The organism is Rhodopseudomonas sp. AAP120, assembly GCF_001295845.1.
Taxonomy (GTDB): Bacteria; Pseudomonadota; Alphaproteobacteria; order Rhizobiales; family Xanthobacteraceae; genus Rhodopseudomonas.
This window is the reverse complement of record NZ_LJIC01000129.1, coordinates 16551-35765: the sequence shown is the minus strand read 5'-3', so window position 1 is coordinate 35765 and position 19215 is coordinate 16551. Positions and strand designations below refer to the sequence as shown.

The following is a 19215-nucleotide window of genomic DNA, read 5'->3' as shown; positions in this document are numbered from 1 at the left end:
CACGGCGGCGCGGGCAGACCGCGGGCTGAGAGGATTATGCGATGCTGATCGGTATTCTGGTTACGTTTCTTGTCGTCATTCTGGTTCTGTACCTGATCAACCTGCTGCCGCTGGACGGCCGGGCAAAGCAAATCGCCCGCGCCGTGGTGATCATCATCGGCATCATCTCGCTGCTGAAGTATCTGGCAGTGTTCTAGCGCCGGCAGCCGATGGCGACCAAACGGGCGTCCACCGATCCGGCGGGCGCCCATTTTGGTTAGACATCGCCGAACCCCCGGATTGCGAGACATTCAAACGCCCAAAAAAGAAAGCCCCGCGACCTGCCGGGGCTTTCTTGTCTTACAGGCCAGTTGCCGGATCAGCGCAACGTCTTGAACCAGTCGTCGACGTCGCTGCTCACCTTGTCCTTGGCGTAGCCGTAGCGCTCCTGCAGCTTGCCTTCGAGCTGATCGCGGCGGCCATTGATCACGTCGAGATCGTCGTCGGTGAGCTTGCCCCACTTCTCCTTGATGTTGCCCTTGAACTGCTTCCAGTTGCCTTCCACACGGTTCCAATCCATCGGTCTTCCTCCATCATCTGATACGAAGGCAACCGGCGGCGAACATGATGGTTGCGGGCCGTGACGATGCGTCGCCCGCTGCTGAGGGGCGTAAGCCGCAGTCGAATAGCGCGCCAAACAAAGAGGCCCCTCCCGCATCCGGGAGAGGCCTTGATTATGGCGCATGACCGGACCTCGACGGTGGTCCGGCTAACCCGTTACGCGATCAGCGCAGCGTCTCCAGATGCGCCGCCTTCGCTTCGCGGCGGCGTTCGTGCAGGATGTATTCGGTGTAGCCGTTCGGCTGGGTGCGGCCCTTGAAGATCAGGTCACAGGCAGCCTCGAACGCGACGCCGTCGAAATCCGGCGCCATCGGACGATACAGCGCATCGCCCTCGTTCTGCTTGTCGACTACCACCGCCATCCGCTTCAGCGACTCCATCACCTGCTCCTTGGTGACGACGCCGTGATGCAGCCAGTTGGCGAGATGCTGGCTGGAGATGCGCAGCGTGGCGCGGTCTTCCATCAGGCCGACATCGTGGATGTCCGGCACCTTGGAGCAGCCGACGCCCTGGTCGATCCAGCGCACCACATAGCCGAGAATGCCCTGACAGTTGTTGTCGATCTCCTGGCGAACATCGTCCGGCGCCCAGTTCGAGTTCGACACCGGAATGGTGAGGATGTCCTCGAGCTTGGCGCGCGGGCCGCCCTTGGTCAGCTCCTGCTGACGCGCGATCACATCGACCTGGTGATAGTGCAGCGCGTGCAGCGTCGCGGCGGTCGGCGACGGCACCCAGGCGGTGGTGGCGCCGGCCTGCGGGTGGCCGATCTTCTGCGCGATCATGTCGGCCATCTTGTCGGGGGCCGCCCACATGCCCTTGCCGATCTGGGCGTGGCCGGGCAGGCCGTCGACCAGGCCGGTGTCGACGTTCCAATCCTCGTAGGCTTTGATCCAGGGCTGCGCCTTCATCTCGTTCTTGCGGATCATCGGACCCGCTTCCATCGAGGTGTGGATCTCGTCGCCGGTGCGGTCGAGGAAGCCGGTGTTGATGAAGCAGATCCGCTTCGAGGCGTTCTGGATGCAGGCCTTGAGGTTCACCGTGGTGCGGCGCTCCTCGTCCATGATGCCGACCTTCAGCGTGTTCTCCGGCAGGCCGAGTAGCTTCTCGACGCGGCCGAACAGCTCGACCGTGAGCGCGACTTCGTCCGGGCCGTGCATCTTCGGCTTGACGATGTACACCGAGCCGGTGCGGCTGTTGCGGGTCTTGCCGAGATGCTTGAGGTCGTTGATGGCCAGCAGGCCCGACACAGCGGCGTCGAGGAAGCCTTCCGGGATCTCCTGACCTTCGCTGTCGAGCACCGCGTCGGTCCACATGTGGTGGCCGACGTTGCGGATCAGCAGCAGGCTCCGCCCGTGCAGGGTGATCTGCTTGCCGTCGGGCGCCGTGTAGCTGCGATCGCCGTTCAGCGCGCGGGTGACAGTCTTGCCGCCCTTGTCGAAGCTCTCCGACAGCGTGCCGTTCATCAGGCCGAGGGTGTTGCGATAGATCAGCACCTTGTCTTCGGCGTCGACGGCGGCAACCGAGTCCTCCATGTCGAGGATGGTCGAGACGGCGGACTCGATCACCAGATCGGCGACGCCGGCCGGGTCGTCCTTGCCGATGGTGTTCGAGCGGTCGATCTTGATCTCGATATGCAGGCCGTTGTTGACCAGCAGCACGGCGCTCGGCGACGCGGCATCGCCGTTATAGCCGGCGAACTGCTCGGGCTTCTTGAGGCCGGTGGCGTTGCCGCTCTTCAGCTTGGCCGAGAACTGCCCGGCGATCACGCTGTAGCCGGTGACGTCGCTGTGGCTGCCGCTGGCCAGCGGCGCGGCCTGGTCGAGGAACGCCTTGGCCTTGGCGATCACCTTGTCGCCGCGGACCTTGTCGTAACCCTTGGCCTGGGTGGCTTCCTGCGGGATCGCGTCCGTGCCGTAGAACGCATCATACAGCGAACCCCAGCGCGCGTTGGCGGCGTTCAGCGCGTAGCGCGCGTTCGACAGCGGCACGACGAGCTGCGGGCCGCACAGCTTGCCGATCTCTTCGTCGACATTGGCGGTCTCGACCGGGGCAGTCGTGGGCTCCGGCAACAGATAGCCGATCTCCTTCAGGAAGGCGGTGTAGGCCGCCATGTCCTGCTTCTTGCCCTTGTTGGCGAGATGCCAAGCGTCGATCTTGGCCTGCAGATCGTCGCGCGTCTTCAGCAGCGCGCGGGTCTTCGGCGTCAGGTCGCGCAGGATCGCGGCGAGCCCGGCCCAAAATGCGTCGGGGTCTACCCCGGTCTTCGGCGCGGCCTCCTTGGCGATGAAGTCGAACAGGACGGGCGCGATTTTCAAGCCGTGGGCGTCAATACGATTCATATGAGGATGTCTCGCGAGAAAGGGCGCCGCAGCGGCGGCCGTTTCAGGGTTCGAAATGAGCCGATGCCGCCTGAGGCGGCCCCGGGGGCGCCTCTTTTAGCGCCAAAGGAGCGGGTATTGGAAGGGGCCCCGGGGGAAGCGGCCGGGAGCTAGGACGCCGGATGCTCGTCCGCCGCCAGTCGCTCCAGCACGATCTTGAGCAGGATCGTCAGCAGCGCCACCGCCGTCAGCGTGGTGGCGGCCGCGAAGGCGCCTGCGACATTATAGTCCTGGTACAGTAGCTCGATCTGCAGCGGCAACGTGGTGGTCTGGCCACGAACGTTACCCGATACCACCGAGACCGCCCCGAATTCGCCCAGCACGCGGGCGTTGCACAAGATCGCGCCGTACAGCACCGCCCAGCGGATGTTCGGCAGGGTGACGCGCAGGAAGGTGGCGAAACCGCCGGCGCCCAGCGTCACCGCGGCCTCTTCCTCGTCGGTGCCCTGCACCTGCATCAGCGGGATCAGCTCGCGCGCCACATAAGGCGCGGTGACGAACATGCTGGCCAGCACGATGCCGGGCAGCGCGAACATCACCTTCAGCCCGAGCATATCGAGCAACGGGCCGAACAGCCCCTGCGTGCCGTAGACGAACAGATAGGCTACGCCGGCGACGATCGGCGAGATCGAATAGGGCAGCTCGATCAGCGCGATCAGCAGGGTGCGGCCGGGGAAGTCGAACTTGGTCACGGTCCACGCCGCCGCGAGACCGAACAAGATATTCACCGGCACCACGATCAACGCCGTGACGGTGGTGAGCCACATCGCGTGCAGCGTGCCGGGATCGCCGAGGTTGCGCAGGAACACGCCGATGCCCTGGGCGAAGGCCGAACTGAGGATCACCGCCAATGGCGCTATCAGGATGAACAGCGTGATGACGCCGACGATGCCGAGCACCACGAGGCGTGTCACCGGGCCGGCACCGACCGGCGTCACCATCCAGTCCTTCTTATGTGTGGCCTTGAGTGGCGTGTTAGGCTTGCTCATCACACGCCTCCACGGCCTAGATAGCGCAGCTGCCAGGCCTGTACCGCGTTGGTGACCAGCAGCATCGTGAAGGCCATCGCCAGCATCACCACGGCGATCGTCGCGGCGGCCGGGTAGTCGTATTCCTCGAGCCGGATGAAGGCGAGCAGCGCGACGATTTCGGTTTTCATCGGCTGGTTGCCGGCGATGAAGATCACCGCGCCGAACTCCCCGAGGCTGCGCGCGAACGCCAGCGAACAGCCGGCGAGCAGCGCCGGGAAGATCGACGGGAAGATGATCTTGGCCAGGATCTGCAGATCATTGGCGCCGAGCGAGCGGCTCGCCTCTTCGACATCGCTGCCGAGATCCTCGATCACCGGCTGCACCGTGCGCACCACGAACGGAATGCTGGTGAACGCCATCGCGATGCCGATGCCGAGCGGCGTGTAGACCACGCTGAGCCCGAGCGGCTCCAGCACGCTGCCGAACCATCCGGTTTTTGCGAACAGCGCCGTGAGGGCGAGGCCGGCGACTGCGGTCGGCAGCGCGAACGGCACGTCGACCAGCGCATCGAGCACGCGCTTGCCCGGAAACGTATAGCGCGCCAGCACCCAGGCCAGCAGCGTGCCGTAGATCGCGTTGAAGATCGTCGCCGCCAGCGCCATCGTCACCGTCAACCGGATCGCCGCCACCGTCCGCGGCGACGACAGGATCGCCCACAGCTGCGCCGCCCCGATATCCGACGCCTTCAAGATCAACGCCGCCAGCGGCAGCAACACGATCACGCCGAGATACAGCACCGTGATGCCGAGGCCGAGGCCGAAACCGGGAATGACGCTGCGTTGCACGGGGATGATCCGGGTGGCGAGTGGAATGGTGAGCTCGGGTAGTCAGTCGGTATCAGTTGGGAATGGGTGCCTCACCGCGTCATTGCGAGGAGGCGAAGCCGACGAAGCAATCCAGAGCCGGTGCACTGCGCTGGATTGCTTCGCTGCGCTCGCAATGACGAAATTTAGCGTTTTTCATTCCGGGACGACGACCTGCCTCTCGTTCGTCATTCCGGGATGCGCGCTCTTGCGCGCAGGCCCGGAATCCATACTCCCGGCGGTGGTTATGGATTCCGGGCTCGCGCGGAGCCTGTCATCGGGCCGGCCGGAGGCCGGACCCGTTGGCGCGCCCCGGAATGACGAACTTCGAGATCGTGACGTGGGAAGGGCCCGTATCGGCTAGGCCCCCGCCTCGGACTTCACCGCCCCCCGAACAACTGATCGAGCTTCGCACCCGATGCCAGGTGCTCGGCGTTCAGCTTGTCCCAGCCGCCGAACTCGTCCTCGACCTTGTACAGCTTCACGTCGGGGAACTTGTCCTTGAACTTCTCGATCACGGCCTTGTCGTGCACGCGATTATACGCTTTGGCCAGAATGGTCTGGCCCTCCGGCGAGTACAGATATTCGAGATACGCGGTGGCGAGCGCGCGGGTGCCGTGCTTGTCGGCGTATTTGTCGACCACCGTCACCGGGAACTCGGCCAGCAGGCTGGTCGGCGGCACCACCACTTGATACTTGTCGGCGCCGGCGAGGTCGCGGATCGCGCTGGTCTCGGCCTCGAAGGTGATCAGCACGTCGCCGGTCTGGCGCTCGACGAAGGTCGTGGTCGCGGCGCGGCCGCCGGTGTCGAACACCGGCACGTTGGCGAACAGTTTCTTGATGAAGGCGTCGGCCTCGGCCTCGCTGCCGTATTTATGCTTCGCGAACGCGTAGGCGGCCAGATACGTATAGCGCGCGTTGCCGGAGGTCTTCGGGTTCGGGAAGATCACCTTGACGTCCGGCTTCACCAGATCGTCCCAGTCCTTGATGCCCTTTGGATTGCCGGCCCGCACCAGGAACGCCGGCAGCGAGTAGTAGGGCGATGAATTGTTGGGCAGGCGCTTGGCCCAGTCGGCCGGGATCAGCTTGCCCTTGTCGTGCAGCACCTGAACGTCGGTGACCTGATTGAAGGTGACGACGTCGGCCTCGAGGCCTTCGAGGATCGACCGGGCCTGCCGTGACGAGCCGCCATGTGACTGGTTGATGGTGATGTCCTGGCCGGTCTTCTGTTTCCAATACGGGACGAACGCGGCGTTGATCTCGCCATAGAGTTCCCGCGCGATGTCATAGGAGACGTTGAGCAGCGTGGTGGACGTCTGCGCCTGCGCCGGGAATGCGGTCGCGAGTGCGCCGAGGCCGGCGAGCAGGGCGAGGGCGAAGCGGTTCACGAGAACTCCTTATTGCTGGCCTTGGATGAGCCTCGCTGAGCTGTCGAGCGAAGCGATGGTTGCGCCAAGGGAACGCGGGGTTCGTGGTGAGATAGGTGAGATAGCAGGGAGTGTGAAGCCGCCGCGCCGCAGCCTCGGCCGCGCTGCCTTCGGTTTGCCTCAAGGTTCGAACGGGCGCGGAGAATGATAACCTCTGGCGATCCGCCGGAAGGGATGGAAATTCCCTTCGCCGCCTCCGGGTTGCAAAGGATTGGTTTTCTTCCGCCGCGACTTGTAAGAATTCCACGTAGAAAATAATTCTGGCGGACCCGAAAGGGCAACGGAGCGGGCATGCGGTTTCTTCCGGTCTTTCTCGATCTCGCGGCAGGGCCAGTGATTCTGGTCGGCGCCGGAGAGATGGCGCGCGCCAAATTACGGCTGCTGCTGTCGGCCGGCGCATCGATCCGCTGGTACGCGGTCGACGGCGATCGCGATCTGTCGGGCGTCAGCGACGCCGATCGCGCCCGCATCAGCTTTGCGGACGGCGATCCGCTGCAGGCCGATCTGCGCGGCGCGATCGCGCTGCTGTGCGCCGGCGCGGGCGACCTCGCGGCGCCGCTCGCGGCGCGGGCCCGCGAGATTGGCGTTCCGGTCAACGTCATGGACGAGCTGTCGCATTCGACCTTCATCTTTCCGGCGATCGTCGACCGCGGCGATGTCGTGGTCGCGGTCGGCACCGGCGGTTCGTCGCCGGTGGTGGCGCGGCGCGTTCGTGAGATGATCGAGGCCGTGGTGCCGGCCCGGATCGGCGATCTTGCCGCGCTGATCGGACGCTGGCGTCATCCGATTAAAGCGCGACTGCCCGAATTTCCGCTGCGTCGCCGGTTCTGGGAGCGCGTGGTCGACGGCCCGATCGGCACCGCCGTGCTCGAAGGGCGAGGCGCCGATGCCGAAGATCAGCTCAAGGAGATTGCGGATCCGTCCGCTTATGCGCGCCAATCCGCGACCGGCCATGCCGAAGGCCACGTCACCCTGGTCGGCGCCGGTCCCGGTGCCCCTGATCTGCTGACCATCAAGGCGCTGCGCGCCCTGCAGGACGCCGACGTCGTGTTCTACGACGAGCTGGTCTCCGCCGAAATTCTCGATCGCATCCGCCGCGACGCAGCGCGCGTGCCGGTTGGCCGCCGCGTCAACAAGCCCGGCATCGGCCAGATTGCCATTAACAAGCTGCTGATCGAAGCCGCGCAGGCCGGCCAGCGCGCCGTGCGCCTGAAGGGCGGCGATTCCTTCGTCTTCGGCCGCGGCGGCGAGGAAGTCGAAGCGCTGCGAGACGCGGGTGTTTCTTATTCGGTGGTGCCCGGCATCAGCGCCGGCTTCGGCGCCGCCGCGCAATTCGAGGTGCCGCTGACGTATCGTCACGAGGCGCTGCGCATCACCTTCCTCACCGCGCACAAGGCCAAGGACGCCGAGGCGGTCGACTGGTCCGTCCTCACTGACGAGAAGATGACCGTCGTCGTCTACATGGGCATGAGCGCGGCGCCGACGGTGCGCGCCGGCCTGCTGCAAGCCGGCCGTCCGCCGCAGACGCCCGTCGGCGTGTTTGCACGCGTCACGCGGCCGGATTCCAAGGCCGCCGTCGGCGTGCTGGACGATCTGCCGGCGCTGGTTGAGCAGGTCGAAGGTGGCCCGGCCGTTCTGGTGATCGGCGACGTCGTCGCCCATTCGGCGCCGTGGCGCCAGCAGCAACTTCAGCAACTCGTTTCGACCTATCAGGTGGCCGCCGAATGACGTCTCCGCTGCAACAGAAAATCCGGATCACCGGCCCCTCGGTCGTGACCGCGAACCGCACCTTCGACGGCGTCGTGATCTACCGCACTAACAACGGCGGCTGGTCGACCGATCTCGCCGACGCCGCGATCGTGCGCGAGGCCGAACCGGCGCGTGCGCTGCTCGCCGAAGCCGTCGCCGACGATGTCGGTGCGGTCGGCGCCTACATCGCCCCGGTGAAGATCGACGACGCCGGCACCATCATCCCCGGCAATCTGCGCGAACAAATCCGCAAGACCGGTCTAACCATCGCGCTGACCGCTCAGGCTTAAGGCTGTTTTTCCAATGTATGTTTACGACGACCTCGACCAGACCCTGGTCAACGAACGCGTCGCGGAGTTTCGCGACCAGGTCCAGCGCCGGCTGTCCGGCGAACTGACCGAGGACGAATTCAAGTCGCTGCGGCTGATGAACGGCGTCTACCTGCAGCTGCACGCCTACATGTTCCGCGTCGCGATCCCTTACGGCACGCTGTCGTCGGCGCAGCTGCGCAAGCTCGCGCATGTGGCTCGCAAATACGACCGCGGCTACGGTCACTTCACGACGCGGCAGAATATCCAGTTCAACTGGATCGCGCTGAAGGACCTTCCCGACGCGCTCGCCGATCTCGCCGAAGTCGGCATCCACGCGATGCAGACCTCGGGCAACTGCACCCGTAACGTCACTGCCGACCAATGGGCCGGCGTTGTGCCCGACGAAGTCGAAGACCCACGCGTGTGGGCCGAGATCCTGCGCCAGCACACCGCGCTGCATCCGGAATTCTCGTTCCTGCCGCGCAAGTTCAAGTTCGCCATCACGGCGGCCGATCATGATCGCGCGGCCATCAAGGTGCACGACATCGGCCTGCGGCTGGTCAAGAACGACGCCGGCGAGACCGGTTTCGAGGTGCTGGTCGGCGGCGGCCTCGGCCGTTCGCCGTTCATCGCCAAGACCATCAAGCCGTTCGTCCCCGGCCGCGACATCCTCAGCTATGTCGAGGCGATCCTGCGAGTCTACAATCAGTACGGCCGCCGCGACAACATCTACAAAGCGCGCATCAAGATCCTGGTGCACGAGCTCGGCATCGAGAAGTTTGCGGCCGAAGTCGAGCAGACCTGGCGCGAGATCGCCGACGGCCCGCTGACGCTCGACGACGAGATGATCGAGGAGATCCGCTCGCGCTTCGTTTATCCGGCCTATGAGAAGCTGACGGACGATCCCGCCGAGCTGCGCGCCGCCGCGGCCGATGCAAGGTTCGAGGCGTGGCGCAAAAACTCGGTCGCCCCGCATCGGCAGCCCGGCTACGCCATCGTGACGCTGTCGCTGAAGCCGGTCGGTGGCCCACCCGGCGATGCCACCGCCGAGCAGATGGATGCGATCGCCGACCTCGCCGACAAATACTCGTTCGGAGAGATCCGCGTCGGCCACGAGCAGAACCTGGCGCTGCCGCATGTCGCCCAGCGCGATCTGCCGGCGCTGTGGACCGCGCTCGACGCGATCGGCGTCGCGACGCCGAACGTCAATCTGGTCAGCGACATCATCGCCTGCCCGGGGCTGGATTATTGCTCGCTCGCCAATGCCCGCTCGATCCCGATTGCCCAGGAGCTGACGCGGCGTTTTGCCAATCATGAGACCGCCAATCTGATCGGTCGGCTCCACGTCAATATCTCGGGCTGCATCAACGCCTGCGGCCATCACCATGTCGGCCACATCGGCATCCTCGGCGTCGAGAAAAACGATCAGGAAGTCTATCAGATCACCATCGGTGGCCGCGCCGACGAGCACGCCAAGCTCGGCGAACTGATCGGCCCCGCGGTGCCGTATGCGCAAGTCGCGGACGTGGTCGAGGATATCGTCGAGGCCTATCTGGCGCTGCGCGAGCGGCCGGAGGAGCTGTTCGTCGACACCGTCAAGCGGCTCGGCGTCGAACCGTTCAAGGAGCGCGTCTATGCCACTCGTTAAGAACGCGCAGATCGTTGCCGATGAGTTCGTAACGGTCGCGGACGACGCCGAGCTGCCGGCCGAGGGCGCCGTCCTGCTGTCGGCAACGCGTTTCCTCGCCGACGCAGGGACGTTGACCAACAGCAATCGCGCACTCGGTGTCGCCTGGCCGAACAACCGAGACGTCGCCGAGCTCAAGCCGTGGCTCGACCGGCTGGCGCTGATCACGCTGGTGTTTCCCACCTTCAGGGACGGCCGCGCCCACAGCCAGGCGCGCCGGCTGCGCGAGATCTATGGTTATCGCGGTGAGCTGCGGGCGACGGGGCAAGTGCTGCGCGACCAGTTCACCTTCCTGGTGCGCAACGGCTTCGATTCGCTCGATGCCAAGAAGGAAGCCGATGCCCACGCCTTCCGCGAGGCGACGCACCGCTACACCGAATTCTATCAGCCCACCGGCGACGGCCACCTCAGCGCCCTGCAGCTGCGCAAGCAGCGCCACAAGGCTGCGGCGACGTAGCATCGTCGAGCCGAGCAGGGCCTGACCTCTCCCCGCGCGCGGGGAGAGGTCGATCTGGCTGAGCGCAGCGAAGCCAGGTCGGGTGAGGGGGGGCCTCCGCGAGCCTGAGCGGCCGGGTTGCTTAGACTGATCATCGTCGAGGATTGGCGCTCGGCCTTGTGGAGACGCCCCCTCATCCCACCCTTCTCCCCGCGCGCGGGGAGAAGGAGCAGGCCGCGCTTGGGACATCGCCTCACATCACCAGCCGCCTGTTGCTTCCTCTTTGAACTTGCTTTGGCGCGTAGCTTGCCGTTTTCTCCGCCGCCATGAACGCCTCACACCTTGACAACGTCGTCGCCGAGATCGCCGGCGACATGGCGCAGCGCACCGACCGTGGCGAGGTCGCGAGCTACATCCCCGAATTGGCGAACGTCGATCCGCAGCGCTTCGGCCTCGTGGTGATCGACGCCGACGGCCATGTCGCGGCTGGTGGCGATGCCGATGTGCCGTTCTCGATCCAGAGCATCTCCAAAGTGTTCACGCTGACGCTGGCGCTTGGAAAGTCCGGCGATCGGGTGTGGCGGCGGGTCGGGCGCGAGCCGTCGGGATCGGCGTTCAATTCGATCGTGCAGCTCGAGCGCGAGCGCGGCATCCCGCGCAATCCCTTCATCAACGCCGGCGCGATCGCCGTCACCGACCTGATCCTCTCGGGCCACCAGCCGCGCGAGGCGCTCGGCGAGATCCTGCGCTTCATGCAGTTCCTCGCCGGTGACGACAGCATCGTGATCGACGAGGCGGTCGCCGCCTCCGAGCAGCGCACCGGCTTCCGCAATGCTGCGCTGGCCAATTACATGAAGTCGTTCGGCGTCCTCGACAATCCAGTCGAGTACACGCTCGGCGTCTATTTCCACCATTGCGCGATTGCGATGAGCTGCCGCCAACTCGCGATGGCCGGGCGCTTCCTGGCGCATAACGGCCGCAACCCCTCCACCGGGCACAATGTCGTCTCGCCCCAGCGCGCCCGGCGTATCAATGCGTTGATGCTGACCTGCGGGCACTATGACGGTTCGGGCGAATTCGCCTACCGGGTCGGTCTGCCGGGCAAGAGCGGGGTCGGGGGTGGCGTGCTGGCCGTTGCGCCCGGTAAGGCGTCGATCGCCGTGTGGGCGCCTGGGCTGGATGCCGCAGGCAATTCCCATCTCGGCCGGATTGCGCTAGAGGCGCTAACCAAGCGGCTCGGCTGGTCGATCTTCGGAGGCTGATCCAGCGGGCGCGCAAAACAAAGGGCCGAAACGTTCGCACGCCGGCCCTTCGTCAGATTTGGAATGTTACGCCCCAGGGCGTTGTCGGCTCCGGTGTCATTGCGGCTTTCGCGGTTGCTCGTCGAGCATCGCTGCCTCGTGATACCAGCTCGAACTGGTCACGACAGCGTGGCTGACCGTCTCGGTCGTCGCCTGCTCGCGCCGGGCGATGCCACCACGGCCGCCGACCGGAAACTGGTAGATTTTTGCGGATGTCTGCTCCAAGCTCCTCACGCTGTTCTCCTTCTCTCCTTGTGTTGCTCTTCCGTCGCGCGCCTTGATGCACGGTCTGTGAATATCGGGCCCGCCTAGGCGAGGTGCAATATGCTCAAGGAAAAATCATCGATTGCTCTAGAACTGAGCATTTCTGACATTGCGCGGCGAGTAGCCACTGAAATTGGCGCGAAGGCTGTCTTCTGCCTTCAGAAAGCATTGGGGCGCCGCCCATGCCTAAAGCGTGCGCTTCATCGGTTAACATTGTCTGGCGATAGGTCCGGCGCCTGAATCCCCGCTGAAATCGATCATTTCGCCAAACCAAGCGGCGTCCGACACAGAAGTTCCTTAAAGGGGTGTCTTGTCGCGCGATTTTGTCGCAGAGGCTGCGCACGTTGGCACGGCACATGCTTACGTGACAGCCGGATGTCGGCCGCCGGGGTGCGGTTCCGTCTCCGCTTCGGGTCCTCACCCTTTGCAGTCAACAGAGAGAACCGCATGACCAAGTACAAGCTCGAGTACATCTGGCTCGACGGCTACACGCCGGTGCCGAACCTGCGCGGCAAAACGCAGATCAAGGAATTCGAAGTCTATCCGACGCTCGAGCAACTGCCGCTGTGGGGCTTCGACGGCTCCTCGACCATGCAGGCCGAAGGCCGCAGCTCGGATTGCGTGCTGAAGCCGGTCGCGATGTTCCACGACGCCACCCGCAAGAACGGCATCCTGGTGATGTGCGAAGTGATGATGCCCGATGGCGTCACCCCGCATGCCAGCAACACCCGCGCCACCATTCTGGATGACGAAGGCGCCTGGTTCGGCTTCGAGCAGGAATACTTCTTCTATAAGGACGGCCGTCCGCTCGGCTTCCCGGAGGCCGGCTATCCGGCGCCGCAGGGCCCGTACTACACCGGCGTCGGCTTCAAGAACGTCGGCAACATCGCCCGCAAGATCGTCGAAGAGCATCTCGACCTCTGCCTCGCCGCCGGCATCAACCACGAAGGCATCAACGCCGAAGTGGCGAAGGGCCAGTGGGAATTCCAGATCTTCGGCAAGGGCTCGAAGACCGCCGCCGACCAGATGTGGATGGCGCGCTATCTGATGCTGCGTCTGTGCGAAAGCTACGGCATCGACATCGAATGGCACTGCAAGCCGCTCGGCGACACCGACTGGAACGGCTCGGGCATGCACGCCAACTTCTCGACCAAGTTCATGCGCGAAGTCGGCGGCAAGGAGTACTTCGAAGCGCTGATGGGGCAGTTCGAGAAGAACCTGCACGACCACATCGCCGTGTACGGTCCGGACAACCACATGCGTCTGACCGGCAAGCACGAAACCGCGCCGTGGAACAAGTTCTCCTACGGCGTGGCGGATCGCGGCGCCTCGATCCGCGTGCCGCATTCCTTCGTCAACAACGGCTACAAGGGCTATCTGGAAGATCGCCGCCCGAACTCCATGGGCGACCCCTACCAGATCGCGTCGCAGATCCTGAAGACGATCTCGGAAGTCCCCACCTCGAAGGCCGCTGCGGCCTGATCCATCCTTGACCCCGCGGACGCCTCCTCCTCCAGGGCGCCCGCAGACGGCCCGGACGCAAGTCCGGGCCGTTGTCGTTTGGGGGGCGGGGGTACAACGCCGGAAAAGACAGTCATCGCCCGGCTTGACCGGGCGACCCAGTATCCCAGAGAGCCGCTGATCGGTTCTGGGCGCTCGCTTCCTGCCAGAAATCGCTTGCACTGGAATACTGGATCCCCCGCATGCGCGGGGGATGACGGTCATGATGTGGAGCGGATGTGGTCAGCACGGCTCCTTCTGCCGTCTTCACCTTTCAGCCACGGTTGATGTGCAACAACATTCGCGCGTTGCGGGGCCGATGGGGATCGGCTTGCATGCGTGGATGGGGAATTGCTGGATGTTGCGTGGGGTGATGGCCGTGCTCGGCCTCGTGTTGCTGGCGGGATGTGCCGGCGAGGTGGCGCCGACCGTCGAAACGCCGTCGATGTATGCCAGCATGGCGCGCGAAGGCGCCAAGGTCGACTCGATCGCTGCGGCCACGATGATCTCGCAATATCGTCAGAACAACGGGCTCGGCCCGGTTGTGGTCGATCCGGCGCTCACGCAGCTCGCGGAAGACCAGTCCGCCAACATGGCCCGGCGCAACAAGCTCGATCACGACGCCAAGGCGCCGCTGGCGCAGCGGCTCAATGCCTCGGCCTATCCGGCGTCGATCGCGGTCGAGAACGTCTCGGCTGGTTATCACACGCTGGCGGAAGCGTTCTCCGGCTGGCGCGACTCGCCGCCGCATCGCGCCAATATGCTGAAGAACGGCGTCACCAAGCTCGGCATCGCCGCCGTCTATGCGCCGAACACGAAATATAAAGTATTCTGGACGTTGATCCTGGCCTCGACCGAGCCGCCGCGATAACCCGGCCGTGATCGGGTTTGACCGGGCGCGCGATTGACGCCGGGATTGCGGAGCGCCACGGTGCCGATCCTGTCCGTGGCGAACTCATGAATTCTCCCCATCATCACCCCAAACCCGCCGTTCATCCGCGTCGGGTGCTCGTGCTGCAAGGCGGCGGAGCGCTCGGCTCATATCAGGCCGGCGCGTATCAGGCTCTGTGCCACCATGATTTCGAGCCCGAATGGCTCGCCGGCATCTCGATCGGCGCGATCAATGCGGCGATCATCGCCGGCAATCCGCGCGAGAAACGCGTCGAGAAGCTGAAGCAGTTCTGGGAAATGGCGTCGTCGCCGGTGCCCTGGCAGCCGATGCTGCACACCGACCACGCGCATTCGCTGTTCAACGAGGCCAGCGCCGCGATGATCGCGGCGTTCGGTGTGCCGGGCTTCTTCACGCCGCGGTTTCCGCCGGCGCATTTGATGCCGACCGCGGATCCCGAGACACTGAGCTACTACGACACCAAACCGCTGCGCGCGACGCTCGAACGCCTGGTCGATTTCGATCTGCTCAACAGCAACGGCATCCGGCTCAGCGTCGGCGCCGTCAATGTCGTCACCGGCAATTTCGAGTATTTCGACAATACGCGGGTGACGATCGGGCCGGAGCATATCATGGCCTCCGCGGCATTGCCGCCCGGCTTTCCGGCGATCGAGATCGACGGCCAGTACTATTGGGATGGCGGCATTGCCTCGAACACGCCGCTCGACTACGTGCTCGACAGCGAGCAGCGCGACAGCCTGCTGATCTTTCAGGTCGACCTGTTCAGCTCCCATGGCCGATTGCCGCAGACGTTGCTCGAAGCAGCCGAGCGCGAGAAGGACATCCGCTTCTCCAGCCGCACCCGGCTCAACACCGACAAGAACAAGCAGATCCACAACACCCGCAAGGCGCTGCGGCATCTGATCGATCGGCTGCCGGACGAGCTGCGCAACGATCCGACCTACGCGATCCTGCACGAAGCAGCGAAGGAAAACTCCGTCACCGTGGTGCATCTGATCTATCGTAAGAGAGACTACGAGGCGTCCTCGAAGGACTACGATTTCTCCCGCCTGAACATGATCGAACACTGGAAATCCGGAGAGCAGGATGTCTATGTCTCGATGCGCGATCAGGAATGGCAGCGCGGGCCGCAGGACGGCGAGGCCATGGTGACCTGGGACCTGACCCGGGATGCGTTCAAATAGCGGTCGTTCACGCCGCTTCAGACGATCGAACAGGAGCAGATGATGGCTAATCTCACGGGCAAGACCGCAGTCGTGACCGGCTCGACCTCGGGCATAGGCCTCGCTTACGCGCGCGCCTTCGCCAAGGCCGGCGCCAATGTGGTGCTGAACGGCATGGGCGACGCCGACGCGATCGAGAAGGAGCGCAAGTCGATCGAGACCGACTTCGCCGTTAAGGCGGTGTACTCTCCGGCCGACATGCTGAAGCCCGCCGAGATCGCCGAGATGGTCGCGCTCGGCGAAAAGAGCTTCGGCTCGGTCGACATCCTGGTCAACAATGCCGGCATCCAGTTCGTGTCGCCGATCGAGGATTTCCCGATCGAGAAGTGGGACGCGATCATCGGCATCAACCTGTCGTCGGCGTTTCACGGCATTCGTGCCGCGGTGCCCGGCATGAAGAAGCGCGGCTGGGGCCGCATCATCAACACCGCCTCGGCGCATTCGCTGGTCGCCTCGCCGTTCAAGTCGGCCTACGTGGCCGCCAAGCACGGCATCGCCGGTCTGACCAAGACGGTCGCGCTCGAAGTCGCGACCCACAAGATCACCTGCAACTGCATCTCGCCCGGCTACGTCTGGACGCCTTTGGTCGAAAAGCAGATCCCCGACACCATGAAGGCGCGCGGGCTCACCAAGGAGCAGGTGATCAACGACGTGCTGCTGCAGGCGCAGCCGACCAAGGAGTTCGTCACCGCCGAACAGGTAGCCGCCCTCGCGGTCTATCTGTGCAGCGACGACGCCAGCCAGATCACCGGCGCCAACCTGTCGATGGACGGCGGCTGGACGGCCGCTTGATCACGGCGGACTTTGATCGGTCGTCGCAGTCGTAGCCTTAGCCACGTCATGATCTGTCATCCTCCGCGAAAGCGGAGGATCCAGTATCCCTCGGCATTGACGATTTCACTTACATGATCGCCCGGACGAGCCGGGCGATGACCGGCGATAGTGAGACGCGGCATGGAAAAGGCGCGAAGCGCTGTGCCCACGCGCAGTTTCGCTTAGCGTGCCTGTTTGGCTACCAGCATCGCTTTGCCAGGCCCCTAAAGGGGGCGCCGCGAGGTGTGGCGGATGTGAAGGATTTCGATCCGGTCGGTCTGCACCCGGTAGAAGATCCGGAATGGATAACGGATCACCGCCGCAGTTCGAACATTCGAGCGCTGCGAAACGCGTGGCGCGGACTCGGGAGAGATCGCAATTCGCGCGATCACATCTTCGATACGTTGCCCGATCGCTCGGGCAACAAACGGACTAGCTTCGGATCTGTAATACTCGGCGATCCGCTTGAGATCCCCGACAGCTTGCCGCGAATAGATCAGTTTCACTGTCGGAAACGAACAAAGGCGTCCCTGACGTCATCGTCGGAGGCTTGTTCGCCCTGGTCGAGCGAGGCCATAGCGGCGTCGACTACGCGCAACTCGTCCGCGCTCGCAAGGTATTCTTTCGCCTTCAATTCGGTCTCGATCTGCTCGGCGATCGAGACGAGTTCTTCCCGAGCCGCCTCAGGCCAGCTCTCGGCACGATCAATCACGGCTTTCAGATCCGAACTCATTGTTTGACACTAACACAGCCGGATAGGTCAGGCGAGCCTACCCGTGGCTGTCGATCGCGAGCCGGATGTGGTCAGAAAACGCGCGTAGCGCCGTGCCACGCGCATTCCGATACTGGCTCGAAATGTCCGGCCTTGGGCACGCTGCGCTGCGCCCGCCCTACGTTTTTCTCCCGAACGCCAGCACGTGCAGCCCTAACCGTTTGCGCACAATCCAGAACAGCAGCACGGTTTCGAACGTCAGCGCCGCCGAAGTCGCTGCCGCTGCGCCGTAGCCGCCGAATTTCGGCACCAACACGAGGCACAACACCAGATTGGCGCCGAACGCCAGCGCGTAGGCGAGGGCACACATATTCTGGTGGCCGAGCATGTTCAGCAGCCGCTCGACCGGGCCGATCGCGGCGCGGACCAGAAGGCCGATGGCGGCCACGAACATGATGCCATAGCCCTCGGTGAATTGCGGCCCGAACAGCCACAGGATCGGTTCGCCGAGCGCCAGCAGCAGCACGGTGGCGCCGAGCGAGGGCCAGAACGTCCAGACGATTGCATGCCGCACATAGGCGGCGAGCCGGGCCTTGTCGCCGGCAGCGTGATATTCGGTGAAGCGGTGCGCGGTGGTGGCCGACATCGCGTAGTGGATGAACGACACCAGCGCCAGCGTCTTCACCACTGCATAGTAGACGCCGACCTCCTCGGCCGGGCGGAATTGCTGCAACACCAGCACGTCGGTGTAAGACAGCAGCAGATAGAAGCTCTCGACCAGCAGGATCGGCAGCGACGTCGCCAACCAGCCGCGGAAGTCGTAGGCGCGCGGACCGGCCGGGACGTGCACGCGCAGCTTGCGGTTCAGCGCGATCATCTGCCCGATCATCGCGATCCACACCGCGGCGCAACTCGCCGCCATCGCGGCGACCGCGCCGAGCTGGAAGCCGAGCACGAACAGCCCGGCGGTGAAGCCGATGATCAGGCCCTGCCGGATGATGAACTGCGGCATCAGGCCGAGTTTCATCCAGTCGTGCGAGCGCGCGATGCCATCCTGGGTATTGGCGACCACGAAGGCCGGGAGCGTCAGGCAGCCGAGATACAGCGGCAGCAAGGTCGCAGCGTCGATCGCACCTGACAGCACGAACACCAGTCCAGCAAGCAGCAGGGCCACCAGACTGGACGCTGCCAACGTGGCCCAGCGGCTGCCGGAGAGGAAGCCGCGCAGCCGGTCCTCGGCGCCGCTGGCGCGGTATTCGGGAATGATCTTCTGCGCGGAGGCGGAAATGCCGAAGTCGAGCATCGAGCCGAGCAACAGCACCCAGGTCCAGACATAGACGTAGACGCCGTAATCGGAGCCGCCCATCCAGCGCGCCAGCAGGATCTGGGCGAGGTAGGCGAGGCCGGCGCTGGCAACGCGGATCAGGAAGATCGTGCCCGCCAGACGGTTGGTCAGAGACCGCTCATTGCCCGAGCCGAACAGGCCGGCAAGGCGAGCCCTCAGGCCCGAGGTCGGCGATGTTGCCGGAGGAGCATCCATGGCAGCCAAAGCGAACCCCCAAATGCCAGGCCGCGATGGTCCGCGGTAGCCTGATCCGTCTAGCAACGAGACGTTACGATTCGGTTGGACGTGCGGTCTCCGTCATCGTGAATCGTCGTTAAGGCAGAGGCTGGTGCTATCCCGGGTGGAACCGGGAACCGCGGCTGATGTTGAATGGGAACTCGCGGTTGGCGGTTGAGCTTCCGACTGGAAGCCGCGCCGTGTCAGGAGACGACTCATGCCAAGGCTCACGTCCCGGACGATCTGGCGCGTTGCATTCGCCGGGCTGGCGGCCGTCGCTGTCGCAGGGGGGCTGTACGCGGTTTCGAATCAGACCCTCGGCTATTCGGGAGCGTCGGTTCGCAGCGCAGCCCTGAACGTGGCAAGCTTGGTGGTCGCCTTTCTGTTGGTTGCCGGCATTGGCCGCAAGACCGACAAGAGCTGACGCGTCAGCATCGTGCCGCTTTAATCGCGAGTAGCTCGCGGAATAGATGCCTCATAGATCCGCATTTCTTGCTGCCGTCGCGCCG

20 protein-coding genes are annotated in these 19215 nt (G+C 64.5%); 11 read left to right on the top strand and 9 right to left on the bottom strand.

The window, feature by feature from the left end; all coding sequences use genetic code 11:
- Window positions 1-41: 41 nt before the first annotated feature.
- Complete coding sequence (locus tag IP86_RS28815; RefSeq protein ID WP_156332565.1) at window positions 42-197, top strand: Thivi_2564 family membrane protein; 156 nt, start codon at window positions 42-44, stop codon at window positions 195-197.
- 161 nt (window positions 198-358) lie between these two features.
- Here IP86_RS28815 and IP86_RS19795 read toward each other — a convergent pair whose 3' ends face one another.
- The 5 genes from IP86_RS19795 to cysP form a co-directional block, all read right to left on the bottom strand.
- The gene (locus IP86_RS19795) at window positions 359-559 is read right to left on the bottom strand and encodes a CsbD family protein (RefSeq protein WP_054164145.1); all 201 of its coding nucleotides are present in this window, start codon (window positions 557-559) and stop codon (window positions 359-361) included.
- 205 nt (window positions 560-764) lie between these two features.
- A complete protein-coding gene (locus IP86_RS19790) occupies window positions 765-2939 on the bottom strand; it encodes a malate synthase G (RefSeq protein WP_054164144.1) in 2175 nt (724 codons plus the stop codon).
- 149 nt (window positions 2940-3088) lie between these two features.
- The gene (gene cysW, locus IP86_RS19785) at window positions 3089-3967 is read right to left on the bottom strand and encodes a sulfate ABC transporter permease subunit CysW (RefSeq protein ID WP_054164143.1); all 879 of its coding nucleotides are present in this window, start codon (window positions 3965-3967) and stop codon (window positions 3089-3091) included.
- On the bottom strand, window positions 3967-4794 hold the full coding sequence (gene cysT, locus IP86_RS19780) for a sulfate ABC transporter permease subunit CysT (RefSeq protein ID WP_054164142.1): 828 nt from the start codon (window positions 4792-4794) through the stop codon (window positions 3967-3969). The genes cysW and cysT overlap by 1 nt, the downstream gene beginning before the upstream one ends.
- Before the next feature lie 398 nt (window positions 4795-5192).
- Window positions 5193-6200, bottom strand: a complete 1008-nt coding sequence (gene cysP / locus IP86_RS19775; RefSeq protein WP_054164141.1) for a thiosulfate ABC transporter substrate-binding protein CysP — start codon at window positions 6198-6200, stop codon at window positions 5193-5195.
- Window positions 6201-6530: 330 nt separating this feature from the next.
- On the opposite strand from cysP, the gene cysG reads away from it, so the two are divergent.
- The 5 genes from cysG to IP86_RS19750 all read left to right on the top strand — a co-directional run bounded on the left by cysG (window position 6531) and on the right by IP86_RS19750 (window position 11684).
- Window positions 6531-7967 (top strand): siroheme synthase CysG, encoded by a 1437-nt coding sequence (gene cysG / locus IP86_RS19770; protein WP_054164140.1) that lies wholly within the window; start codon window positions 6531-6533, stop codon window positions 7965-7967.
- Window positions 7964-8278 (top strand): DUF2849 domain-containing protein, encoded by a 315-nt coding sequence (locus IP86_RS19765; protein ID WP_054164139.1) that lies wholly within the window; start codon window positions 7964-7966, stop codon window positions 8276-8278. The genes cysG and IP86_RS19765 overlap by 4 nt, the downstream gene beginning before the upstream one ends.
- A gap of 13 nt (window positions 8279-8291) precedes the next feature.
- Window positions 8292-9947 (top strand): nitrite/sulfite reductase, encoded by a 1656-nt coding sequence (locus IP86_RS19760; protein WP_054164138.1) that lies wholly within the window; start codon window positions 8292-8294, stop codon window positions 9945-9947.
- A complete protein-coding gene (locus tag IP86_RS19755) occupies window positions 9934-10443 on the top strand; it encodes a DUF934 domain-containing protein (protein WP_054164137.1) in 510 nt (169 codons plus the stop codon). The genes IP86_RS19760 and IP86_RS19755 overlap by 14 nt, the downstream gene beginning before the upstream one ends.
- Window positions 10444-10748: 305 nt before the next feature.
- The gene (locus tag IP86_RS19750) at window positions 10749-11684 is read left to right on the top strand and encodes a glutaminase (protein WP_054164136.1); all 936 of its coding nucleotides are present in this window, start codon (window positions 10749-10751) and stop codon (window positions 11682-11684) included.
- Between the two features lie 96 nt (window positions 11685-11780).
- Here the strand turns inward: IP86_RS19750 and IP86_RS19745 are convergent, their stop codons facing one another.
- The gene (locus IP86_RS19745; protein ID WP_054164135.1) at window positions 11781-11957 is read right to left on the bottom strand and encodes a DUF2735 domain-containing protein; all 177 of its coding nucleotides are present in this window, start codon (window positions 11955-11957) and stop codon (window positions 11781-11783) included.
- A 477-nt stretch (window positions 11958-12434) separates the two neighbouring features.
- Between IP86_RS19745 and IP86_RS19740 the strand changes: the two genes are divergently transcribed.
- The 4 genes from IP86_RS19740 to IP86_RS19725 all read left to right on the top strand — a co-directional run bounded on the left by IP86_RS19740 (window position 12435) and on the right by IP86_RS19725 (window position 16412).
- The gene (locus IP86_RS19740; RefSeq protein ID WP_054164134.1) at window positions 12435-13469 is read left to right on the top strand and encodes a glutamine synthetase beta-grasp domain-containing protein; all 1035 of its coding nucleotides are present in this window, start codon (window positions 12435-12437) and stop codon (window positions 13467-13469) included.
- Window positions 13470-13845: 376 nt separating this feature from the next.
- The gene (locus tag IP86_RS19735; RefSeq protein ID WP_054164133.1) at window positions 13846-14358 is read left to right on the top strand and encodes a CAP domain-containing protein; all 513 of its coding nucleotides are present in this window, start codon (window positions 13846-13848) and stop codon (window positions 14356-14358) included.
- 86 nt (window positions 14359-14444) lie between these two features.
- Complete coding sequence (locus IP86_RS19730) at window positions 14445-15581, top strand: DUF3734 domain-containing protein (RefSeq protein WP_054164200.1); 1137 nt, start codon at window positions 14445-14447, stop codon at window positions 15579-15581.
- Window positions 15582-15623: 42 nt separating this feature from the next.
- Window positions 15624-16412 carry a 3-hydroxybutyrate dehydrogenase gene (locus IP86_RS19725; RefSeq protein WP_054164199.1) on the top strand — a complete coding sequence of 263 codons (789 nt, stop codon included), beginning with the start codon at window positions 15624-15626 and terminating at the stop codon, window positions 16410-16412.
- Window positions 16413-16657: 245 nt separating this feature from the next.
- Here IP86_RS19725 and IP86_RS19720 read toward each other — a convergent pair whose 3' ends face one another.
- The 3 genes from IP86_RS19720 to IP86_RS19710 all read right to left on the bottom strand — a co-directional run bounded on the left by IP86_RS19720 (window position 16658) and on the right by IP86_RS19710 (window position 18685).
- Window positions 16658-16939 carry a type II toxin-antitoxin system RelE/ParE family toxin gene (locus IP86_RS19720; protein WP_054164132.1) on the bottom strand — a complete coding sequence of 94 codons (282 nt, stop codon included), beginning with the start codon at window positions 16937-16939 and terminating at the stop codon, window positions 16658-16660.
- A complete protein-coding gene (locus tag IP86_RS19715; RefSeq protein ID WP_054164131.1) occupies window positions 16936-17166 on the bottom strand; it encodes a hypothetical protein in 231 nt (76 codons plus the stop codon). The genes IP86_RS19720 and IP86_RS19715 overlap by 4 nt, the downstream gene beginning before the upstream one ends.
- A gap of 157 nt (window positions 17167-17323) precedes the next feature.
- A complete protein-coding gene (locus IP86_RS19710) occupies window positions 17324-18685 on the bottom strand; it encodes a lipopolysaccharide biosynthesis protein (RefSeq protein WP_054164130.1) in 1362 nt (453 codons plus the stop codon).
- Window positions 18686-18923: 238 nt separating this feature from the next.
- On the opposite strand from IP86_RS19710, the gene IP86_RS19705 reads away from it, so the two are divergent.
- On the top strand, window positions 18924-19130 hold the full coding sequence (locus tag IP86_RS19705; RefSeq protein ID WP_054164129.1) for a hypothetical protein: 207 nt from the start codon (window positions 18924-18926) through the stop codon (window positions 19128-19130).
- Window positions 19131-19215: the final 85 nt, after the last annotated feature.